The sequence below is a fragment of the Streptomyces sp. 130 genome (assembly GCF_007096885.1).
Lineage (GTDB): Bacteria > Actinomycetota > Actinomycetes > Streptomycetales > Streptomycetaceae > Streptomyces.
Genome location: NZ_VJNO01000001.1, coordinates 365,449 through 382,476, shown reverse-complemented (window position 1 = coordinate 382,476; position 17,028 = coordinate 365,449). Strand labels below are relative to the sequence as shown.

Below are 17,028 nucleotides of genomic sequence, written 5' to 3'. Positions count from 1 at the left end.
GTCACGCCCCTTCCTCGGTCGCTCGCCAGAGTGGGCCATCGCGGAACCAGCCGTCCGTGAGATGGGAGTCGTTCCCCCGATCGTGGCACAGCACGACGTCATGGCGTCAGAGGCGGCCCGACGCCAGCGCGGTGATGCCCGCCGTCCAGGCCGTGGAGACGGCCTCCGGGGTGGGGAAGCGGCCGTTCAGTTCCATCATGACCATGCCGTGGGCGAAGGCCCACGCCGCGCGGGCCAGGGGTTCGTCCGGGGCCAGGGCGCGGAAGAGCGGGGCGGTGGCGCGGGCCTCCAGGTGGTGGGGGTGGGGGCGGGACGTGGTGAGGCGGTAGAGGTGGGGGTGGGCCAGGGCGTGGGCCCGGTAGGCCGTGGCCAGGGCCGGGAAGGAGCCCGGGGCGGCCGTCTCCGCCGTCTCCAGGGCCTCGGCGGTCTCCGTCAGCATCGCGGCGGCCAGCGCGTCGACCACCGAGGACTTGTCCGGGAAGTGCTTGTAGAGGGACGGGGCCGTGATGCCCAGCAGGCCCGCGAGCCGGCGCATGGTCAGCGCCTCCGGGCCCTCCTGCTCCAGGAGCATGCGGGCGGCGGCCAGGATCTGGTGCTGGCGGGCGCGGTCGGTCACGCCGGTCCTTCCGTCGTACGGGCGCGGGGCGCGGGGCGCCGAACTCGCGATCGTACGAGACGCCATCAGGCCGGTACGAACAGGGCCTTCGCCGTGCCCGGGGCGGCCTGGGCCAGGCGGACCCGCAGGCGCTCGCCCAGCGGGAGGGGCGCGGTGCCCTCGATGCGGGCGACGACCGCCGGGGCGTCGATGTGGACGGTGCCGGTGGCCGGTTCGTTCTCCTTCACGTCCACCACGTAACCGTCGAAGACGTCGCCCACCCGGTCTGCCAGCAGCGCCGCCTCGACCAGGTCCACGGACTCCCGCTCCACTGTGTTGCCGCGCCGGGTGCCCTCCGCCATCTCCTTGGGCAGCGCGGGCAGGGCGGCGAGCACCCATTCCGGCGGGTCCCGGTCCTCGCAGGCCGCGAGGCACAGCTCGGAGGCGTAACGGTCGACGAGGCGGCGCAGCGGGGCCGTGCAGTGTGTGTACAGGTCCGCCACCGCCGCGTGCACCGCGGGGTCCGGCAGGTCGCCGCCGTCGAAGACCGTGTAGCCCGCGCCGCGCAGCAGCCTCGTGCACTCCTGGAGGAACGCCGCGTGGTCGGTGCGGGACGGGTCGAGCGAGCGGACGACCTGGGCGTACGGGACGTGGTGCGGCCAGTCGATGCGCAGGGCCTCGGCGCTGCGGCGCAGCCGGGCCACCGCGCCGTCGGGTGCGACCGGCAGCGTGCGCAGGATGCCGGTGCCGCTCTCGGCCATCAGATGGGCCGCCGCCATGCCGGTGAGCAGGGAGATCTGGGCGTTCCAGCCGTCGGCGGGGAGCGGAGCGCGGTATTCCAGGCCGTATCTCCCGTCGTGCTCGGTGATCTCCTGCTCGGGCACGCCCAGCGAGATGCCGCCCCGGGCGACCTCCCGTTCCTCGCGGAGCGTGCCGATGTCCCGGAGCAGGGCGAGCGGTTCCTCGGCGGTGCCCGCGTCGATCCGCCGCTGCGCGTCCGCGTAGTCCAGCTTGGCGCGGCTGCGCACGAGGGCCCTGCGCACCCGGGTCCCGACCGCCGCGCCCCGCGGGTCCAGGTCGATCTCCCACAGGACCGCGGGGCGGACCCGGCCGGGCAGCAGGCTGGCGGCGTCCTCGGACAGGACCTCCGGGTGGAGCGGCACCCTGCCGTCCGGGAAGTAGAGCGTCGTCACCCGGCGGTGTGCCTCGGCGTCGAGCGCGCCGCCGGGGCGTACGAACGCGGCCACGTCCGCGATCGCGTAGTGCACCCGGTAGCCGCGGGCGCGGCGTTCCAGGTGCATCGCCTGGTCGAGGTCCGTGGACGCGGGCGGGTCGATGGTGAGGAAGGGGATGTCCGTGGCGTCCGCGTGCCCGGCGAGCTCCGGGCTCCGCGCCGCGTCCGCCGCCTCGGCGAGCACGTCCGGCGGGAAGTCGTCGGGGAGCGACAGCTCGGTGCGGAGGCCGCGCAGGGCCGCCCGCAGCGGGGTCTCGGCTGCGCCGGTCATGTGCAGATGGCGGCGGGGCATGGTCCCGAGCGTAGGGCGGGGCGCGGATCGCGGCATTCCGGGAGGACTTCCCGCCCGTACGGTGTGCCGCTGCGCCCCCGTACGCTGGCCGGGGGCGTCCGCGCGGTCCGCACACACCGTTTCGGCGCCCTTCCCCGTACGTACGAAGGAGAACCGCCGTGCTCGTGCTGTTGCCGCCCTCCGAAGGAAAGGCCGCCTCGGGGCGCGGGGCACCCCTGAAGCCCGAGTCCCTGTCGCTGCCCGGTCTGGCCGGGGCGCGGGCCGAGGTGCTGGACGCGCTCGTGGAGCTGTGCGCGGCCGACGAGGAGAAGGCGCGGGAGGTGCTGGGGCTCAGCGAGGGGCTGCGGGGCGAGATCGCGAAGAACGCGGAGCTGCGGACGGCGGGGACGCGTCCGGCCGGGGAGCTGTACACGGGTGTCCTGTACGACGCGCTCGGCCTGGCCTCGCTCGACCCGGCCGCCCGCCGCCTCGCCGGGAAGTCGCTGCTGGTGTTCTCCGGGCTGTGGGGCGCGGTGCGGGTGGGCGACCGGATTCCGCCGTACCGCTGCTCGATGGGCGTGAAGCTGCCCGGGCTCGGCGCCCTCGGGGCGTTCTGGCGTACGCCGATGGCGGAGGCGATGCCGGAGGCGGCGGGCGACGGGCTCGTGCTGGACCTGCGCTCGTCCGCGTACACGGCGGCGTGGAAGCCGAAGGGGGCGGTGGCGGAACGCACGGCGAGCGTGCGGGTGCTGCACGCGCAGATCGTGGACGGCGTGGAGAAGCGCTCGGTGGTCAGCCACTTCAACAAGGCCACCAAGGGCCGCATGGTGCGCGATCTGCTGCTCGCGGGGGCGCGGCCGGCCGGTCCCGCCGAGCTGGTGACCGCCCTGCGGGATCTGGGGTACACCGTCGAGGCCGAGGCGCCCGCGCGGGCGGGGCGGCCCTGGCAGCTCGATGTGGTCGTGACGGAGATCCACTGACCGTACGTTGCACTCTCCGCAACGCTCGTTGCGTACGGCGCCGCATACCGGGCAGGATGGGCGCATGACCTCCTCCGTGCTGGATCTCGCCCCCGTCGTGCCCGTCGTCGTCCTGGAGGACGCGGCCGACGCGGTGCCGCTCGCCCGGGCCCTGGTCGCGGGCGGGCTTCCGGCGATCGAGGTGACCCTGCGCACCGCCGCCGCGCCGGACGCGATCCGGGCCATCGCGGCGGAGGTGCCGGACGCGGTCGTCGGGGCGGGCACCGTGATCTCGGCGCGGAACGTGGCGGACACCGTGGCGGCGGGGGCCAGGTTCCTGGTCAGCCCCGGCTGGACCGACGCGCTGCTGGACGCGATGAAGGGGTCCGGGCTGCCGTTCCTGCCGGGCGTCTCGACCACTTCCGAGGTGGTCGCGCTGCTGGAGCGCGGGGTCACCGAGATGAAGTTCTTCCCGGCCGAGGCGGCGGGCGGCACGGCCTATCTGAAGGCCCTCTCCGCCCCGCTCCCCCAGGCCCGGTTCTGCCCGACGGGCGGTATCTCGGCCGCCTCCGCCCCCTCGTACCTGGCGCTGCCCAACGTCGGCTGCGTGGGCGGGAGCTGGATGGTTCCCGGGGACGCGGTCGCGGCCCGGGACTGGGCGCGGGTGGAGCGGCTGGCCGCCGGGGCGGCGGCGCTGAGGGGGTGAGCGGGGCGGCGGGAGAACCTGTCGCGCATCGCCGTGCATGCTCCCCGGTATTCGGGGCACGACCCTTGTAGGGGACGTAGCCCGCATGCCGGGCGACCCGGGTTCCGGCCGGTAATCCCCCGACCCGCCGGAACCGCCCCGGCCCCACCGGCCTTCCCCCCGCCGGTGGGGCCGAGTGCTGTCCGGGGCCGGGTCACCGCAGGTGGGACGTGTCGTTCAGCAGGCGTACGGAGGCGTTGCCGTCGGCGTAGTACGCGACGGCCGAGACGGACGCCGCCGAGAGCTCCATCCGGAACAGCGCCTCCGGGGGCGCTCCCAGGGCGAGCCGGACCAGGGTCTTGATCGGGGTGACGTGCGTGACGACGAGGACCGTGCGGCCCGCGTAACGCGCGACGAGGCTGTCCCGGGTGGCCGCCACGCGGTCGGCGACCTCCGCGAAGCTCTCGCCGCCGCCCGTGGGGGCCGCGTCCGGTGAGGCGAGCCAGGCGTCCAGGTCGTCCCCGTACCGCTCCCTGACCTCGGCGAACGTGAGCCCTTCCCAGGCCCCGAAGTCCGTCTCGCGCAGCCCGTCCTCGACGCGGACCTCCAGGCCGAGCCGGGCCGCGACCGCGCCGGCCGTCTCGCGGCAGCGGCGCAGCGGTGAGCTGACGATCTCCCGCACGGTGCCCCGGGCGGCGAAGGCGGACGCCGCCCGCTCGGCCTGGTCCAGGCCGGCCGGGGAGAGCGCGGGGTCGGTGCCGCCGCTGCCGGAGAACCGCTTCTGCGGGGTGAGGGCCGTCTCGCCGTGCCGCAGCAGTACGAGAGTGGCGGGCGCGCCCAGGTCGGGCGCCGAACCCCAGCCCACCTGCGGGGTGACGGGGTCGGAGGGCTCCGGGGAGCGCGGGGTGTCCAGGGCGGCGGTGGACGCCGAGGGCTCCCACCGGGTGCCGCGCCGGCCCGCGTCCATCGCCTCGTTGGCCAGCCGGTCGGCGTGCTTGTTCCGCTCGCGCGGAATCCACTCGTAGGTGATCTCCGCGCCGGGCAGGGCCGCCGCCGCCTCGGCCGCGAGCGGCTTCATGTCCGGGTGCTTGATCTTCCAGCGGCCGGACATCTGCTCGACGACCAGCTTGGAGTCCATCCGGACGCGCACCCGGACGCCGCTGCCCGGCGGGCCGTCCGCGAGCAGCGCGCCCACCGCGCGGAGGCCCGCGACGAGGCCCTTGTACTCGGCGACGTTGTTGGTCGCGACGCCGATGTACTCGGCGGCCTCGGCGAGCGTCTCGCCGGTGTCCGGGTCGATGACGACCGCGCCGTAGCCGGCGGGGCCCGGGTTGCCCCGGGAGCCGCCGTCGGCCTCGACCACGAACCGGCGCGGCAGGCTCACTACAGGCCCGAGTCGGCGGTGCGGACCAGGATGCGGCGGCAGTTCTCGCAGCGCAACACCGTGTCGGGGGACGCGGCCTTCACGTCGTTGATCTCGGTGATGTTGAGCTCCAGGCGGCAGCCCTCGCAGCGGCGCTGGTAGAGGCGGGCGGCGCCCACCCCGCCCTGCTGGGCGCGGAGCTTGTCGTACAGCTTCAGCAGGTCGGCGGGGACCGAGCCGGCGACGACCTCGCGCTCCTTGGTGACCGAGGCGGCCTCCGTGTCGAGCTCCTGGGTGGCGGCGTCGCGGCGGGCGGTGGCGTCGTCCACCTTGGCCTGCACGGCGGCGACCCGGTCGGTCAGCTCGGCGACGCGCTCCTGCGCGGACTCGCGGCGCTCCATGACCTCCAGGACGACGTCCTCCAGGTCGCCCTGGCGCTTGGCGAGCGAGGCGATCTCGCGCTGCAGGCTCTCCAGGTCCTTCGGCGAGGTGACCGCGCCGGAGTCCAGGCGCTGCTGGTCGCGGGCGGCGCGCTGGCGCACCTGGTCGACGTCCTGCTCCGCCTTGGTCTGCTCGCGGGCGGTGTCGCTCTCCTCGGTGGTGGAGGCGACGAGCAGGTCGCGGAGCTGGGCGAGGTCGGCCGTCAGCGACTCGATCTCGGCGTGCTCGGGCAGGGACTTGCGGCGGTGCGCGAGCTGGGAGAGGCGCTGGTCGAGCGCCTGGACGTCGAGAAGTCGGATCTGGTCGGCGGGCGCGGCGTTCAGTTGGGGGCTCCAGAAGAGTGGTGGGCGGTCCAGGGGTCGGTGACCCGCTTCGAGACATGGACCCTCAGGTCCCATCCGAGGCGGTCGGAGATCGCATCGAGCTGTGCCGCGGCCTGCTCGCACCACGGCCACTCGGTGGCCCAGTGCGCGGCGTCGACCAGGCCGAGCGGCGAGTGCTGGGTGGCCTCGGAGGCCGGGTGGTGGCGCAGGTCGGCGGTGAGGAAGGCGTCCGCACCGGCGGCGCGCACCGCGTCGAAGAGGCTGTCGCCGGACCCGCCGCTCACCGCGACGGTGCGCACGAGCGCGTCCGGGTCGCCGGCGAGCCGCACGCCCTGCGCGGTGGCGGGCAGCCGGGCGGCGGCGCGGGCGGCGAACGCGCCCAGGGTCTCGGGGTGGTCGAGCACGCAGATCCGGCCGAGACCCCGGCGGCCCGCCGGGTCCGTCGGGTCCGGCACGAGGGGGCGCTCGACGCGCAGGTCGAGCGCGGCGGCCAGGGCGTCGGAGACGCCGGGGTCGGCGGTGTCGGCGTTGGTGTGGGCCACGTGCAGCGCGATGCCGTCGCGGATCAGCGTGTGCACGACGCGGCCCTTGAAGGTGTCCGCCGCGACCGTCGTCGTACCGCGCAGGTAGAGCGGGTGGTGGGTCACGATCAGATGCGCGCCCAGCTCCTTCGCCTCGTCGGCGATCGCCTGGACGGGGTCGACGGCGAAGAGCACCCGGTGGACCTCGGCGTCCGGATCACCGCAGACGGTGCCGACCGCGTCCCATCCTTCGGCCCGCTCGGGCGGCCAGAGGGCGTCGAGCTCGGCGATGACTTCAGACAGACGGGGCACGGAGCAAAGGCTACCTGCCCGCCGCGCCCCGGGAAGCCCCGGGAAGCCCCGGGAACGGGCCGCCCGGCGGCCGCGCACGGCGGCGCCCGTACGGGCACGGGGCGCGGACCCGCGTACAGCACACGCACCCCCGGCCCCACAACGAAATCGGGCCATCGCCACCCTTATGTGTGAAGTGGGCAAGGTCGGGTTGTTCGGCTGGAAGTGCGAAAACTAGCTTCGGTCGCCGGAGGTGATGAGTCGATGACTGCCTGTGCCATCGAGGACGGGACCACCACGGGTGACGGCGGTCCGGCGGAACCGGAGCCGGAGCCCGATCCGGGCGATCCCACGACGGCCGCCGCGGAGACCGGCCCGCCGGAGGCCGCCCCTGCACCGGAGGCCTACGCGCCGACCGGACCGGAGGCCTTCGCGCCGACTGCGTCAAAGGCCTTCGCGCCGACCGGACCCGACGCCCCCGCCGAAACGGTTCTGCCCCCCTTCACGCTCACCGCCGACGGCGCCTACGGTGCCCGCCTCACGGCCGCCCCGGTGTCCGCCGCCGACACCGCCTGGTACGCCGAGCGCTGGACGCTCGACGGGCCCGAGCCGTACGCCGTGCCGCTGCCCACCGACCAGCCGGAGGAGGCCGAGGCGCAGGTGGTGCCGCTCGCCGACGGGCGGGTGCTGATCCGGCGCCGGGTCGCGGAGCGGCACACCTTCTCGCTGCTCTATCCGACCGGCCCCGGCACCGGCGAGCTGCTGCTCGGGGCCGTCGAGCGGGACGCCCTCACGCTGCTGCCGCCCTCGCCGGACGGCGTGAGCGCCTACGCCCTGGCGGTCGGCGCGTACTCCACGGAGCTGTGGCGGGTGGCGGGCGGGGCGGCCGGGCCCGAGCACATCGCGGACCTGCCGGGGCGCTGCTCCGGCGGCGTCTGGCTGGACCGGGCCGGCCGGCTGCTCGCCCTGGACCGGGAACCGGCGGGCGGCGGCCCGGTGAAGACGGCCACGGTGGACCTGGGCCGGGGCGCCGAGATGACTCCGCTGCTCCAGATCGCGCCGGACAGCGACGACCGGCTGCTGCTCGCGGACCCGGACAGCGGGCTGCTGCTGATCCGCTCGGACGCGCCCGGGCAGGACCGGCTCGGCTGGGGGGTCCTCGGCAGCTGTCTGCCGGTGCGCTTCCCGGAGTGCCTGCGGCTGCCGGACCACTCGGTGCGGCCGTTCGCCGTACAGCCGGGGCAGACGCTGATGCCGGAGAGCTGCGCGGTGGCCCTCAGGGTCGACGGGGCGGCGGGCAGCTGGATCGGCCTGTGGCGCCCTTCGGGCCGTCGGCTGCACCAGCTCGCGGCGCCCGGGGGCTGGCTGGCGGGCAGCGGGGTCTGGTCGCGCGACGGGGTGCTCAAACTCCCCTACGCGGACGGGGACACGGCGTGCGCGGTGGCCCTGCTGGAGATGCCGGAGGAGACGGAGCCCGCGTGCGGCCCAAGTGGCAGGCAACCTTCCGCGCCATCGGTGAATCCTCCAGTGTGTACACCGGTTCCTCTGGGGCAGGCGCCTCTCGTGGGGCGTAGAGCCCCTGACTAAGCTGGGGCCGGGCTCACGCACCGTGCGTCTCGGTCACCGGCCGTGGCCTCTTCCCGGACAGGCGGTGGCGTGAGGCTCCGGTTGGCACACACGTAAGCGATCACAACGGGGTGACTTCCCACATGTCTGAAGCCCACACCGACACGACCCCGACGTTTCCGCCGACGGCGGACGCGCAGCGGGGCGACGCCGGCGGCTCCGGAAAGCACCGAGGGGGCGTGGCGACGGACGACACGGCGGTGACGCCGGCCGGCCGTCATCGCCGCCCCGCCGAGGAGAGCGAAGCGGCGGCGGCCTGACGCAGCCGGCCGAGGAGGGGAAAGCGGCGCCCCGCCGCCCGGGAGACCGTCCCGGACGGCGGGGCGCCGCGCTGTCCGGCTCCGGCGGACGCGGACCCTCCGCGTCCGCGATGACAAATGTCATGGCGGACCGGGTACATATACATCTGCCGCCGACCGCTCACTCTGCGTAACGTCGTAGACATGACGCAGACAAGGGACGACGAGGCCGCGGTGGTCCTCACCGGGGTGGTGAAGACGTACGGCCGGGCCGGGCGGACCGTACGGGCCGTCGACGGGATCGACGTGCGGATCGGGCGCGGCGAGACCGTGGCCCTGCTCGGCCGCAACGGGGCGGGGAAGTCCACCGCCATCTCGCTGCTGCTCGGGCTGGACGAGCCGGACGAGGGGGCCGTGCGGGTCCTGGGCCGCTCCCCCGGACGGGCGGTGCGGGCGGGTCTGGTCGGCGCCATGCTCCAGGAGGGGCGGCCCATACCCAGGGTGACCGTGCGCGAGCTGGTCTCCTTCGTCGCCTCGGCCTACCCGCGCCCGCTGCCGGTCGCCGAGGCGCTGTCCCTGGCCGGCGTGACGGAGTACGCGGACCGGCGCGTCGACAAGCTCTCGGGCGGCCAGACCCAGCGGGTGCGGTTCGCCGTGGCGCTGGCCGGAAATCCCGAGCTCATCGTCCTGGACGAGCCGACCGCGGCCCTGGACGTGGCGGGGCGGCGCGCGTTCTGGGAGTCGATGCGGGCGTACGCCCGGCGCGGCAACACCGTCCTCTTCTCCACGCACTACCTGGAGGAGGCCGACGAGAACGCGGACCGGATCGTCGTCATCGACCGGGGCCGGATCGTCGCGGACGGCGGCGGCGAGGCGATCAAGGACGCCGCCGGGCACAGCCGGGTCTCCTTCGACCTGGCCGGCCGCTCCACCGAGGGCCTGGACCGGCTGCCCGGTGTCGTCGCCGTCGAGGTGACCGGCGACCGCGCCCTGCTGCGCACCGACGACTCGGACGCGACGGTCGTGGCGCTGGCCCGGCTGGACCTGATCCGCGGCCTCCAGGTCTCCCGGGCCACGCTGGAGACCGCCTTCCTGGCGCTCACCGCACCCGCGGAGACCTCGCCGGGCGGGGCCGCCGCGCCCGGGGACACCGCTCGCGCGAGGACCGCGCCCCGGACCGCGAGGGAGACCGCCTGATGTTCCGTTACATCCTGCTCGAAATGCGCCGGACCCTGCGCGACGCCGGCTTCCTGATCTTCGGCACGGGCATGCCGGTGCTGATGTACCTGCTCTTCACCAACATCGGCGACGGCGGCGCCGACGGCTGGAAGACCGCGTCCATGGTCGGCATGGCGGCGTACGGCGCGCTCGGCTCCGCGATGTCGACCGGTACGGGCGTCGCCTCCGACAAGTCCCTGGGCTGGCTCCAGCAGTTGAGGGTCACCCCGCTCTCCCCCGCGCACGCGGTGGTGGGCCGGGCGGTCAGCGGATCGGTGACCGTGCTGCCGGTGATCCTCACCGTGCTGCTGGCGGGCGGCCTGATCAACGGGGTGCGGATGGCGGCCTGGCAGTGGGCGGTGCTGGTGCTGCTGCTGTGGCTGGGCGCGCTGCCCTTCACCCTGCTCGGCCTGGGCAACGGCTACCGGCTGACCCCGCAGGGCACCGGCGTCGTCAACGTCGCGTGCCTGATGGGCTTCGGGGTCGTCGGCGGGCTGTGGTTCCCGCTGGAGCTGCTGCCCGAGTGGCTGCGCCCGGTCGGCCGGTTCTCCCCGGCCAACCGGTTCGCGGATCTGGGGTGGGCGACGACCGACGGGCGCGCCCCGGGCGCGACGACCGTGGGCGTGCTGGCCGCCTGGCTCCTGTTGTTCGGCGCGTACGCGGTGATCTCGTACCGTCGGTCCGCCAGGACCGTGTGACGGGAGCGAACCATGCCGGGGACCGGACGACCGTCGTTCAAGGAGCGCCGCCGGATGCGGAAGGAGGGCCGCAGGCCGGGCCCGCCGTCGCCGTACTCCCTGCTGCCGTGGCTGCTGATGGGTCTCGGCGCCTTCTCCAACCTCTTCCAGGGCGAGACCCCGACCCCGTGGATCGCCGGCGCCGGCCTGCTGGCCTTCAACTCGCTCTACGTCTCGGTGGTGTTCCGGGGCTTCACCAAGGAGAAGCGCGAGAGCCCGGTGACGTACGTCCTGCTGGGCGCGCTGGCCGCGGTCACCTTCGCCCTGGCCATCGGTTACGGGGGCAGCTGGCTGCTGTTCTTCCCGCTGCTCTCGCTGGCCGCCGGCACGGTCCTGCGCCACCGGCTGCTGGCGGTCGGGCTGCTCGGGCTCGCGGTCGCGGCGTGCGCGGTCGCGGTCTGGCGCGACGACAGCGCGTCACCGCCGTGGACGCTGGGGTACGGGACGTTCATCTCCGGGGCCGTGACCTCGGCGATCCTGAGGCTCGCGGAGACCGTGACGGAGCTGCGGGCCACCCGGCAGGAGCTGGCCCGGGCCGCCGTGGAGCGGGAACGGCTGCGCTTCTCGCGCGATCTGCACGACCTGCTGGGCCACACCCTCTCGGTCATCGTGGTGAAGTCGGAGGCCGCGCGCCGGCTCGCCCCGCGCGACGTGGACGCGGCGCTGTCGCAGGTCGCCGACATCGAGTCCGTCGGACGCCAGGCGCTCACCGAGATCCGCGAGGCCGTCACCGGCTACCGCGAGGGGAGCCTCGCGACCGAGCTGGACCGGGCCAGGTCCGCGCTGACCGCCGCCGGCGTCGAGCCGGTCGTCCGGCGCTCCGGGCCGCCGCTCGCCCCGCAGACCGAGGCGCTGCTGGGCTGGGTGGTCCGGGAGGCCGTGACCAACGTGGTGCGGCACTCCACGGCGACGCGCTGCGTGTTCGAGGTCGGCGGCACCGGCGAGAAGGTCCGGCTCACGGTGACCGACGACGGCCGGGGCGGGCGTGAGGGCCCCGCGCCCACCCCGGGCATCGGCGGCACCGGGCTGAAGGGGCTCACCGAACGGCTCGCGGCGGCGGGCGGCTCGCTGGTGGCGGGCCCCGGTCCGGACGGCGGTTTCGTGGTGACCGCCGAGCTTCCGGTGGACGCGGACGGCGCGCGGGACGGCGACACCGGCGCGACGCCGGCGCCCGGAGCCGGGGACGATCCGGACTGCCGGCCCAGAGGGCTGCCCCGCGACTCGTGACGCCGCGCGCCCGCCGGGAATCGCGGGACACCCCTTGGCCACGGGACAGCCATTGGCCACGGGACAGCCCTTAGCCTGGGCCGGTGAACGAGATGCCTCAGGAGCACCCCCCGGCCAAGTCCGTCCGCGTCCTGCTCGCCGAGGACCAGGGGATGATGCGCGGCGCGCTCGCCCTGCTCCTCGGGCTCGAACCGGACATCGAGGTGGTGGCCCAGGTCCGCGCGGGCGACGAGATCGTGGCGGCCGCGCTGGCGTCCCGGCCGGACGTGGCGCTGCTGGACATCGAGCTGCCGGGGCGCAGCGGCCTGGACGCGGCGGCCGACCTGCGCGAGGAGGTCCCGGACTGCCGGGTGCTGATCCTCACCACCTTCGGCCGGCCCGGTTATCTGCGCCGGGCGATGGAGGCGGGGGCGGCGGGCTTCCTGGTGAAGGACGGCCCGGTCGAGGATCTGGCCGAGGCGATCCGCCGGGTGCTGGCCGGGGAGACGGTGGTCGATCCGGCGCTGGCCGCCGCCGCCCTCAGCTCGGGGCCGAGTCCGCTCACGGCGCGGGAGCGGGACGCGCTGGTCGCGTCGGCGGACGGGGCGACGGTCGCCGACATCGCCGCCAAGCTGCATCTGTCAGAATCAACGGTCCGCAATTACCTTTCATCGGCGATCGGCAAGACGGGCACCCGCAACCGCATGGAAGCGGTCCGCGCCGCCCGGCAGCAGGGCTGGCTCTGACCACGTCCGCCCACGCCACGACCCGAGAGCCCCCGCCATGCCGTCTCGAATACCCGCGCCGCGGCGCCTCCCGCTCTGGCTCGTACCCGCGCTCTGGACCCTGGGCCTCGGGCTCTGGGGGCTCTCCCGGCAGGGCAGCCTGTGGCGGGACGAGGCGGCGACCTGGCAGGTGGCGCTGCGGTCCACCGGCGAGATACGGCTCATGCTGGGCCACGTCGACGCGGTCCACGGGCTCTACTACCTGCTGATGCACGGTCTCTTCGACTGGTTCGGGCCGACTACCACGACCCTGCGGCTGCCCTCCGTGCTGGCCATGGCGGTGGCGGCGGCCTGCGTGACGGCCATCGGCGAGCGGCTGGCCGGGAGATGGGCGGGGCTGGGCGGCGGGATGGCGCTCTGCCTGCTGCCGGCCGTGCAGTTCTACCTCCAGGAGGGCCGCCCGTACGCGCTGGTCGCGGCGGGCGCCGGGGTCTCGACGCTGCTGCTCGTGACCGTGCTCGGCGGGCGCGGGGGGTGGGGGCGCTGGGTGGCGTACGCGGGCACGGTGCTGATCTGCGCGCTGCTGAACTGGTTCTCGCTGCTGATCCTGCCCGCGCACGCGGCGACGCTGGCGTGGAGCGGGGCCGGGCGCCGGGTGTGGGCGCGCTGGACGGCGGCTTCGGGGGCGGCCGCGGCGGGGGCGCTGCCGCTGATTCTGTTCACCTCGGGCCAGTCCAGGCAGGTGTCCTGGATACCGCCGCTGACCTGGCACATGATGATCGGCCCCGGGGTGCTGCTGGCGATCGGCGGCCTGGGGGCCCTGGTGGGCCGGCCGGGCGGGCGCCGGCTCTCGGTGGCGTCGGTGGGGCTGCCGCTGCTGGCGGTCCCCCAGCTCGGTCTGGCCGCCGTCTCGCTGGAGAAGCCGCTGTTCCTGGACCGCTACATCCTCTTCAGCCTGCTCGGCCTGGCGCTGCTCATCGGCTCACTGCTGGGGGCGGCGGTACGGGCGGCGGCGCCCCGGTTCCCGGCGGCGTCGCGGTGGCTCGTACCGGTGCTGCTGGCCTGCGCGGTGGCGGCGCTGCTGCCGCAGTCACTGGCCAAACGGTCGCCGTCGAGCCGGGTTGACGACGTGCTGGCCATGACGGCGGACGTGCGCCGGATGAAGGAGCCGGGCACCGCCGTGGTGTTCCTGCCCGGCGCCCGGCGCGACGCGGAGCTGGTCTCGCCCGAGGCGTTCACCGGTCTGCGGGACATAGCGCTGGCCCGGAGCCCGCGCGCGTCCGGAACGCTGAACGGGGTGGAGGCGGCCCCGGCCCGGATAAGGGACGCGATGCTCGCCCAGCGCCGGATACTGCTGGTCGCGGGCGCGCCGGGGGCGGCGCGTCCGGAGAACGGGCGGCGGGAGAAGGTGAAGGCGGCCGTGCTGCGGGACTACTTCACCGTGATCGCGGACGAGCGGGTGCGGGGGCGCCGGGTGACGCTGTACGCACGGAGGTGAGCGTTCCGGCCGGTGGCGCGGGAGCCCGAGCGGCGTCAGCAGCGGGCCGGCCGGCCGGAAGGCGCGCGCCGGGCGGAAGGCCGGCGCGTAGCCGGGGGGTGAGGGCGGCCGGGTCCGCCCCGGTCAGCGCGCGCACCCCGCCGCGCGTCCGTGACGTGTTCCAGCGCCCCGGCCAGCCCCGTCGAGCCGGTGCGGGCGGCGGGCGGCGGCGACCGCGGAGCGCGCACGACCGAGGGCACCACCGAGGCGTGCCCCGTACACCCGGCTTCAGGCCGCCTCACCCCGGTCCAACGGCGCACGACCGAGGGCACCACCGAGGCGTGCCCCGTACACCCGGCTTCAGATCGCCTCGCCCCCGGTCCAACGGCGCACGACAGGCGGCGAACTGACGCGCCGTCACCTTGCTCGCGCGCGCCCCGCGCGCACCCGCGCCGCACGCGCACCCCGCGCCCCGGAATACGCCGTAGCCGAGGAAGGTTCACCCTGCACAGACTTGGCGGTCGGTGCTACCCGCGGTACCGACCGTAACCGTACGCACCGCCCTGCCCCTCACCGCTGCCCGGAGGCCGCACGCATGCCACAGACGACGCACGAACAGCCCGGCGCGGAGCTTCCCGATCCGCGCGCGAAGGCGGGCCGGGGGATCGTCCCCGTGCTCGCCTTCGCGGGTATCACCGTCGCCGTGATGCAGACCCTGCTCGTCCCCGTCATCAAGGATCTGCCCGCCCTTCTGCACACCACCCCCTCCAACGCGACCTGGGTGATGACCGCCACCCTGCTCGCGGGAGCCGTCGCCACCCCGATCATGGGGCGGCTCGGAGACCTGTACGGCAAGCGCGGGATGCTGCTGGCCAGCCTCGCCGTGATGGTGGCCGGCTCCCTGATATGCGCCTTCACCGACGACCTCGTCGTCATGATCGTGGGCCGCGCCCTCCAGGGCTTCGCGATGGGCGCGATACCGCTGGGCATCGGCATCATGCGCGACGAGCTGCCGCGCGAGAAGCTGGGTTCGGCGATGGCGCTGATGAGTTCGTCGATCGGGGTGGGCGGCGGACTCGCGCTGCCGGCCGCCGCGCTCGTCGCCCAGCACACCGACTGGCACGCCCTCTTCTTCGGCGCGGCCGGGCTCGGGGTGCTGGCCATGGCGCTGACCGTGTTCGCGGTGCCGGAGACCACGCTGCGCGCCCCCGGCCGGTTCGACACCGTCGGCGCGCTCGGTCTCTCGGTCGGTCTGGTGCTCCTGCTGCTGCCGATCACCAAGGGCGGCGACTGGGGCTGGTCCTCGCCCACCACGCTCGGACTGATCGCGGCCTCGCTCGTCGTGCTCGTGCTGTGGGGCCTCTTCGAGCTGCGCAGCGACGCCCCGCTGGTCGATCTGCGGACCACGGCCCGCCGCGAGGTGCTGCTCACCAACCTGACCTCGATCATGGTCGGCGTCGCGTTCTACGCCGTCTCCCTGGTCCTGCCCCAGCTGCTCCAGCTGCCCGCCGCCACCGGATACGGCCTCGGCCAGTCGATGGTGGTCGCGGGGCTCTGCGTGGCCCCGCTCGGCCTGACGATGATGCTGGTCGCCCCGCTGTACGCGCGGATCTCCGCCCGCAAGGGGCCCAAGGTGTCGCTGATCCTCGGCATGCTGGTCATAGCCATCGGTTACGGGGCCGGGCTCGGCCTGATGAGCGCCGCCTGGCAGACCGTGCTGATCGCCGTCCTCCTCGGCGCCGGCATCGGGCTCGCCTACTCGTCGCTGCCCGCCCTGATCATCGGCGCCGTCGACGCCTCGGAGACCGGCGCCGCCAACGGGCTCAACACCCTGATGCGCTCCATCGGCACCTCGGTGTCGAGCGCGGTGATCGGCATGGTCCTGGCCCACACCTCGACCCGGACGGGCCCGGTCGACGTGCCCACGATGAAGGGCTTCCGGATCTCGTTCCTCATCGCGACGGGCGCCGTGGTCGCCGGTCTCGTCCTGGCCTCGTTCCTGCCGTCCCGGCGCACGGCCACCGCGCCGGTACTGCTGGCGAGCAGCGAGGGCGACGAGGCGGCCCGGCGCGCCGCCGAGGACGTCGAGCCGCTTCCGCTGCCGGGCCCGGAGGGCTTCCGCGGCCGGGTGCTGGACGCGGCCGGGGCCCCGGTCGCCGGGGCCAATGTGACCCTGATCGACCGGCAGGGCCGGCAGGCGGGGCTCACCACCACGGACACGCTCGGCCGCTGGGCGCTGGCCGCCCCGGAGGCCGGCACGTTCGTCCTGGCGGCGTCGGCCACGGGGCACACGCCTCGGGCCTGCCCGGCGAAGGGCGGCCCCGCGGTCACCGATCTCGTGCTGGGGGGTGTCAGCGCGCCGGAGCGTCGAACCGCGGTTCGGTCCTGAGCAGCCGGGACACGTCCGTCCCGGCCGCCAGCTCCTGGGGCTCGGCGCCCCGGACGAACAGGCGGGCGGGGCGGGCCCCCTCGACCCGGGCCCCTTCGACCCGGGCCCCCTCGGCCCGGGCCGCCTCGCCCTCGACGCGGAGCCAGGAGCCCTCGCGCAGGCCGAGGACCGGGACGTCGTTCTCCTCCAGGAATTCGGTGAGCCGTTCCTCGCGGGTCTCGCCCTTGTGGGTGCTGGCCGGGTCCGGGTCCAGGTAGTGCGGGTTGATCTGGAAGGGGACGAGGCCCAGGGCCGCGAAGGACGGCGGCTGCACGATGGGCATGTCGTTGGTGGTCCGCAGGGTGGGCGCCGCCATGTTGGTGCCGGCGCTGGCGCCCATGTACGGCAGTCCGGCGCGCACGGCGTCCGCGACGGCCTCGCGCAGCCCGGTCCGGTAGAGGGCGCTGAGCAGCCGGAAGGAGTTGCCGCCGCCGATGAACACGGCGTCGGCGTCCTTCAGCGCGGCGACCGGGTCGGCGTGCTCGTGGACGCCGCGCACGGTGATCCCGGCCGGTTCCAGGGCGCCGCGGACGCGCGCGGTGTACGTGTCGTGGTCGGCGAGCGCGTACGGCACGAAGGCGAGGCGGGCGCGGGCGGGCAGGAAGCCGGTGACCGTGTCCAGGGCGTGTTCCAGGTAGCCGCGGCCGTACTGGGTGGAGTTGGAGAGCAGGAGCAGGTTCACGGGGGTA

The 17,028-nt window shown here is 75.0% G+C and carries 16 protein-coding genes; 10 read left to right on the top strand and 6 right to left on the bottom strand.

All coding sequences use genetic code 11. The features are described 5' to 3' along the window. Positions 1-106: 106 nt before the first annotated feature. Positions 107-616: a TetR/AcrR family transcriptional regulator gene (locus tag FKN01_RS01905; protein ID WP_143615895.1), complete on the bottom strand. Its 510-nt coding sequence runs from the start codon at positions 614-616 to the stop codon at positions 107-109. Between the two features lie 65 nt (positions 617-681). Then, positions 682-2,100: an RNB domain-containing ribonuclease gene (locus FKN01_RS01900; protein WP_143615996.1), complete on the bottom strand. Its 1,419-nt coding sequence runs from the start codon at positions 2,098-2,100 to the stop codon at positions 682-684. A gap of 179 nt (positions 2,101-2,279) precedes the next feature. Here FKN01_RS01900 and yaaA point away from each other — a divergent pair, with 179 nt between their 5' ends. Then, positions 2,280-3,080: a peroxide stress protein YaaA gene (yaaA, locus tag FKN01_RS01895; RefSeq protein ID WP_143615894.1), complete on the top strand. Its 801-nt coding sequence runs from the start codon at positions 2,280-2,282 to the stop codon at positions 3,078-3,080. Positions 3,081-3,144: 64 nt separating this feature from the next. Beyond that, positions 3,145-3,765 carry a bifunctional 4-hydroxy-2-oxoglutarate aldolase/2-dehydro-3-deoxy-phosphogluconate aldolase gene (eda, locus tag FKN01_RS01890; protein WP_143615893.1) on the top strand — a complete coding sequence of 207 codons (621 nt, stop codon included), beginning with the start codon at positions 3,145-3,147 and terminating at the stop codon, positions 3,763-3,765. A 193-nt stretch (positions 3,766-3,958) separates the two neighbouring features. Here the strand turns inward: eda and FKN01_RS01885 are convergent, their stop codons facing one another. The 3 genes from FKN01_RS01885 to FKN01_RS01875 are packed head-to-tail and all read right to left on the bottom strand — an operon-like array spanning position 3,959 to position 6,704. Continuing rightward, a complete protein-coding gene (locus FKN01_RS01885; RefSeq protein ID WP_143615892.1) occupies positions 3,959-5,128 on the bottom strand; it encodes a bifunctional RNase H/acid phosphatase in 1,170 nt (389 codons plus the stop codon). Then, entirely contained in the window at positions 5,128-5,871 is a 744-nt protein-coding gene (locus FKN01_RS01880; protein ID WP_185992706.1) for a zinc ribbon domain-containing protein, read from the bottom strand. The genes FKN01_RS01885 and FKN01_RS01880 overlap by 1 nt, the downstream gene beginning before the upstream one ends. Beyond that, a complete protein-coding gene (locus FKN01_RS01875; RefSeq protein WP_143615890.1) occupies positions 5,868-6,704 on the bottom strand; it encodes a Nif3-like dinuclear metal center hexameric protein in 837 nt (278 codons plus the stop codon). Before FKN01_RS01875 ends, FKN01_RS01880 begins: the two co-directional genes overlap by 4 nt. Positions 6,705-6,947: 243 nt before the next feature. On the opposite strand from FKN01_RS01875, the gene FKN01_RS01870 reads away from it, so the two are divergent. From FKN01_RS01870 to FKN01_RS01835, 8 genes are all read left to right on the top strand, one after another. Beyond that, on the top strand, positions 6,948-8,270 hold the full coding sequence (locus FKN01_RS01870) for a hypothetical protein (RefSeq protein WP_143615889.1): 1,323 nt from the start codon (positions 6,948-6,950) through the stop codon (positions 8,268-8,270). A 122-nt stretch (positions 8,271-8,392) separates the two neighbouring features. Beyond that, complete coding sequence (locus tag FKN01_RS32405; protein WP_185992696.1) at positions 8,393-8,569, top strand: hypothetical protein; 177 nt, start codon at positions 8,393-8,395, stop codon at positions 8,567-8,569. Positions 8,570-8,752: 183 nt separating this feature from the next. Then, positions 8,753-9,745: an ABC transporter ATP-binding protein gene (locus FKN01_RS01865; protein WP_398930642.1), complete on the top strand. Its 993-nt coding sequence runs from the start codon at positions 8,753-8,755 to the stop codon at positions 9,743-9,745. Further along, complete coding sequence (locus tag FKN01_RS01860; protein WP_143615888.1) at positions 9,745-10,464, top strand: ABC transporter permease; 720 nt, start codon at positions 9,745-9,747, stop codon at positions 10,462-10,464. Before FKN01_RS01865 ends, FKN01_RS01860 begins: the two co-directional genes overlap by 1 nt. Positions 10,465-10,476: 12 nt before the next feature. Further along, positions 10,477-11,730: a sensor histidine kinase gene (locus FKN01_RS01855; RefSeq protein ID WP_260696737.1), complete on the top strand. Its 1,254-nt coding sequence runs from the start codon at positions 10,477-10,479 to the stop codon at positions 11,728-11,730. A gap of 92 nt (positions 11,731-11,822) precedes the next feature. After that, entirely contained in the window at positions 11,823-12,455 is a 633-nt protein-coding gene (locus tag FKN01_RS01850) for a response regulator transcription factor (RefSeq protein WP_143615993.1), read from the top strand. Between the two features lie 37 nt (positions 12,456-12,492). Continuing rightward, a complete protein-coding gene (locus FKN01_RS01845) occupies positions 12,493-13,932 on the top strand; it encodes a glycosyltransferase family 39 protein (protein ID WP_143615887.1) in 1,440 nt (479 codons plus the stop codon). Between the two features lie 574 nt (positions 13,933-14,506). Next, positions 14,507-16,300 carry an MFS transporter gene (locus FKN01_RS01835; RefSeq protein WP_143615886.1) on the top strand — a complete coding sequence of 598 codons (1,794 nt, stop codon included), beginning with the start codon at positions 14,507-14,509 and terminating at the stop codon, positions 16,298-16,300. Here the strand turns inward: FKN01_RS01835 and pepE are convergent. After that, positions 16,263-17,021 carry a dipeptidase PepE gene (pepE, locus tag FKN01_RS01830; RefSeq protein ID WP_143615885.1) on the bottom strand — a complete coding sequence of 253 codons (759 nt, stop codon included), beginning with the start codon at positions 17,019-17,021 and terminating at the stop codon, positions 16,263-16,265. The two genes, FKN01_RS01835 and pepE, sit on opposite strands and share 38 nt — an antisense overlap. Between the last annotated feature and the right edge of the window lie 7 nt (positions 17,022-17,028).

Bases quoted from the DNA above. Each gene is read 5' to 3' on its own strand.
- FKN01_RS01855 (WP_260696737.1), top strand. From the start codon at position 10,477: ATGCCGGGGACCGGACGACCGTCGTTCAAGGAGCGCCGCCGGATGCGG.
- FKN01_RS01860 (WP_143615888.1), top strand. From the start codon at position 9,745: ATGTTCCGTTACATCCTGCTCGAAATGCGCCGGACCCTGCGCGACGCC.
- FKN01_RS01900 (WP_143615996.1), bottom strand. From the start codon at position 2,100: ATGACCGGCGCAGCCGAGACCCCGCTGCGGGCGGCCCTGCGCGGCCTC.
- FKN01_RS01865 (WP_398930642.1), top strand. From the start codon at position 8,753: ATGACGCAGACAAGGGACGACGAGGCCGCGGTGGTCCTCACCGGGGTG.
- FKN01_RS01850 (WP_143615993.1), top strand. From the start codon at position 11,823: ATGCCTCAGGAGCACCCCCCGGCCAAGTCCGTCCGCGTCCTGCTCGCC.
- eda (WP_143615893.1), top strand. From the start codon at position 3,145: ATGACCTCCTCCGTGCTGGATCTCGCCCCCGTCGTGCCCGTCGTCGTC.
- FKN01_RS01870 (WP_143615889.1), top strand. From the start codon at position 6,948: ATGACTGCCTGTGCCATCGAGGACGGGACCACCACGGGTGACGGCGGT.
- FKN01_RS32405 (WP_185992696.1), top strand. From the start codon at position 8,393: ATGTCTGAAGCCCACACCGACACGACCCCGACGTTTCCGCCGACGGCG.
- FKN01_RS01835 (WP_143615886.1), top strand. From the start codon at position 14,507: ATGCCACAGACGACGCACGAACAGCCCGGCGCGGAGCTTCCCGATCCG.
- FKN01_RS01845 (WP_143615887.1), top strand. From the start codon at position 12,493: ATGCCGTCTCGAATACCCGCGCCGCGGCGCCTCCCGCTCTGGCTCGTA.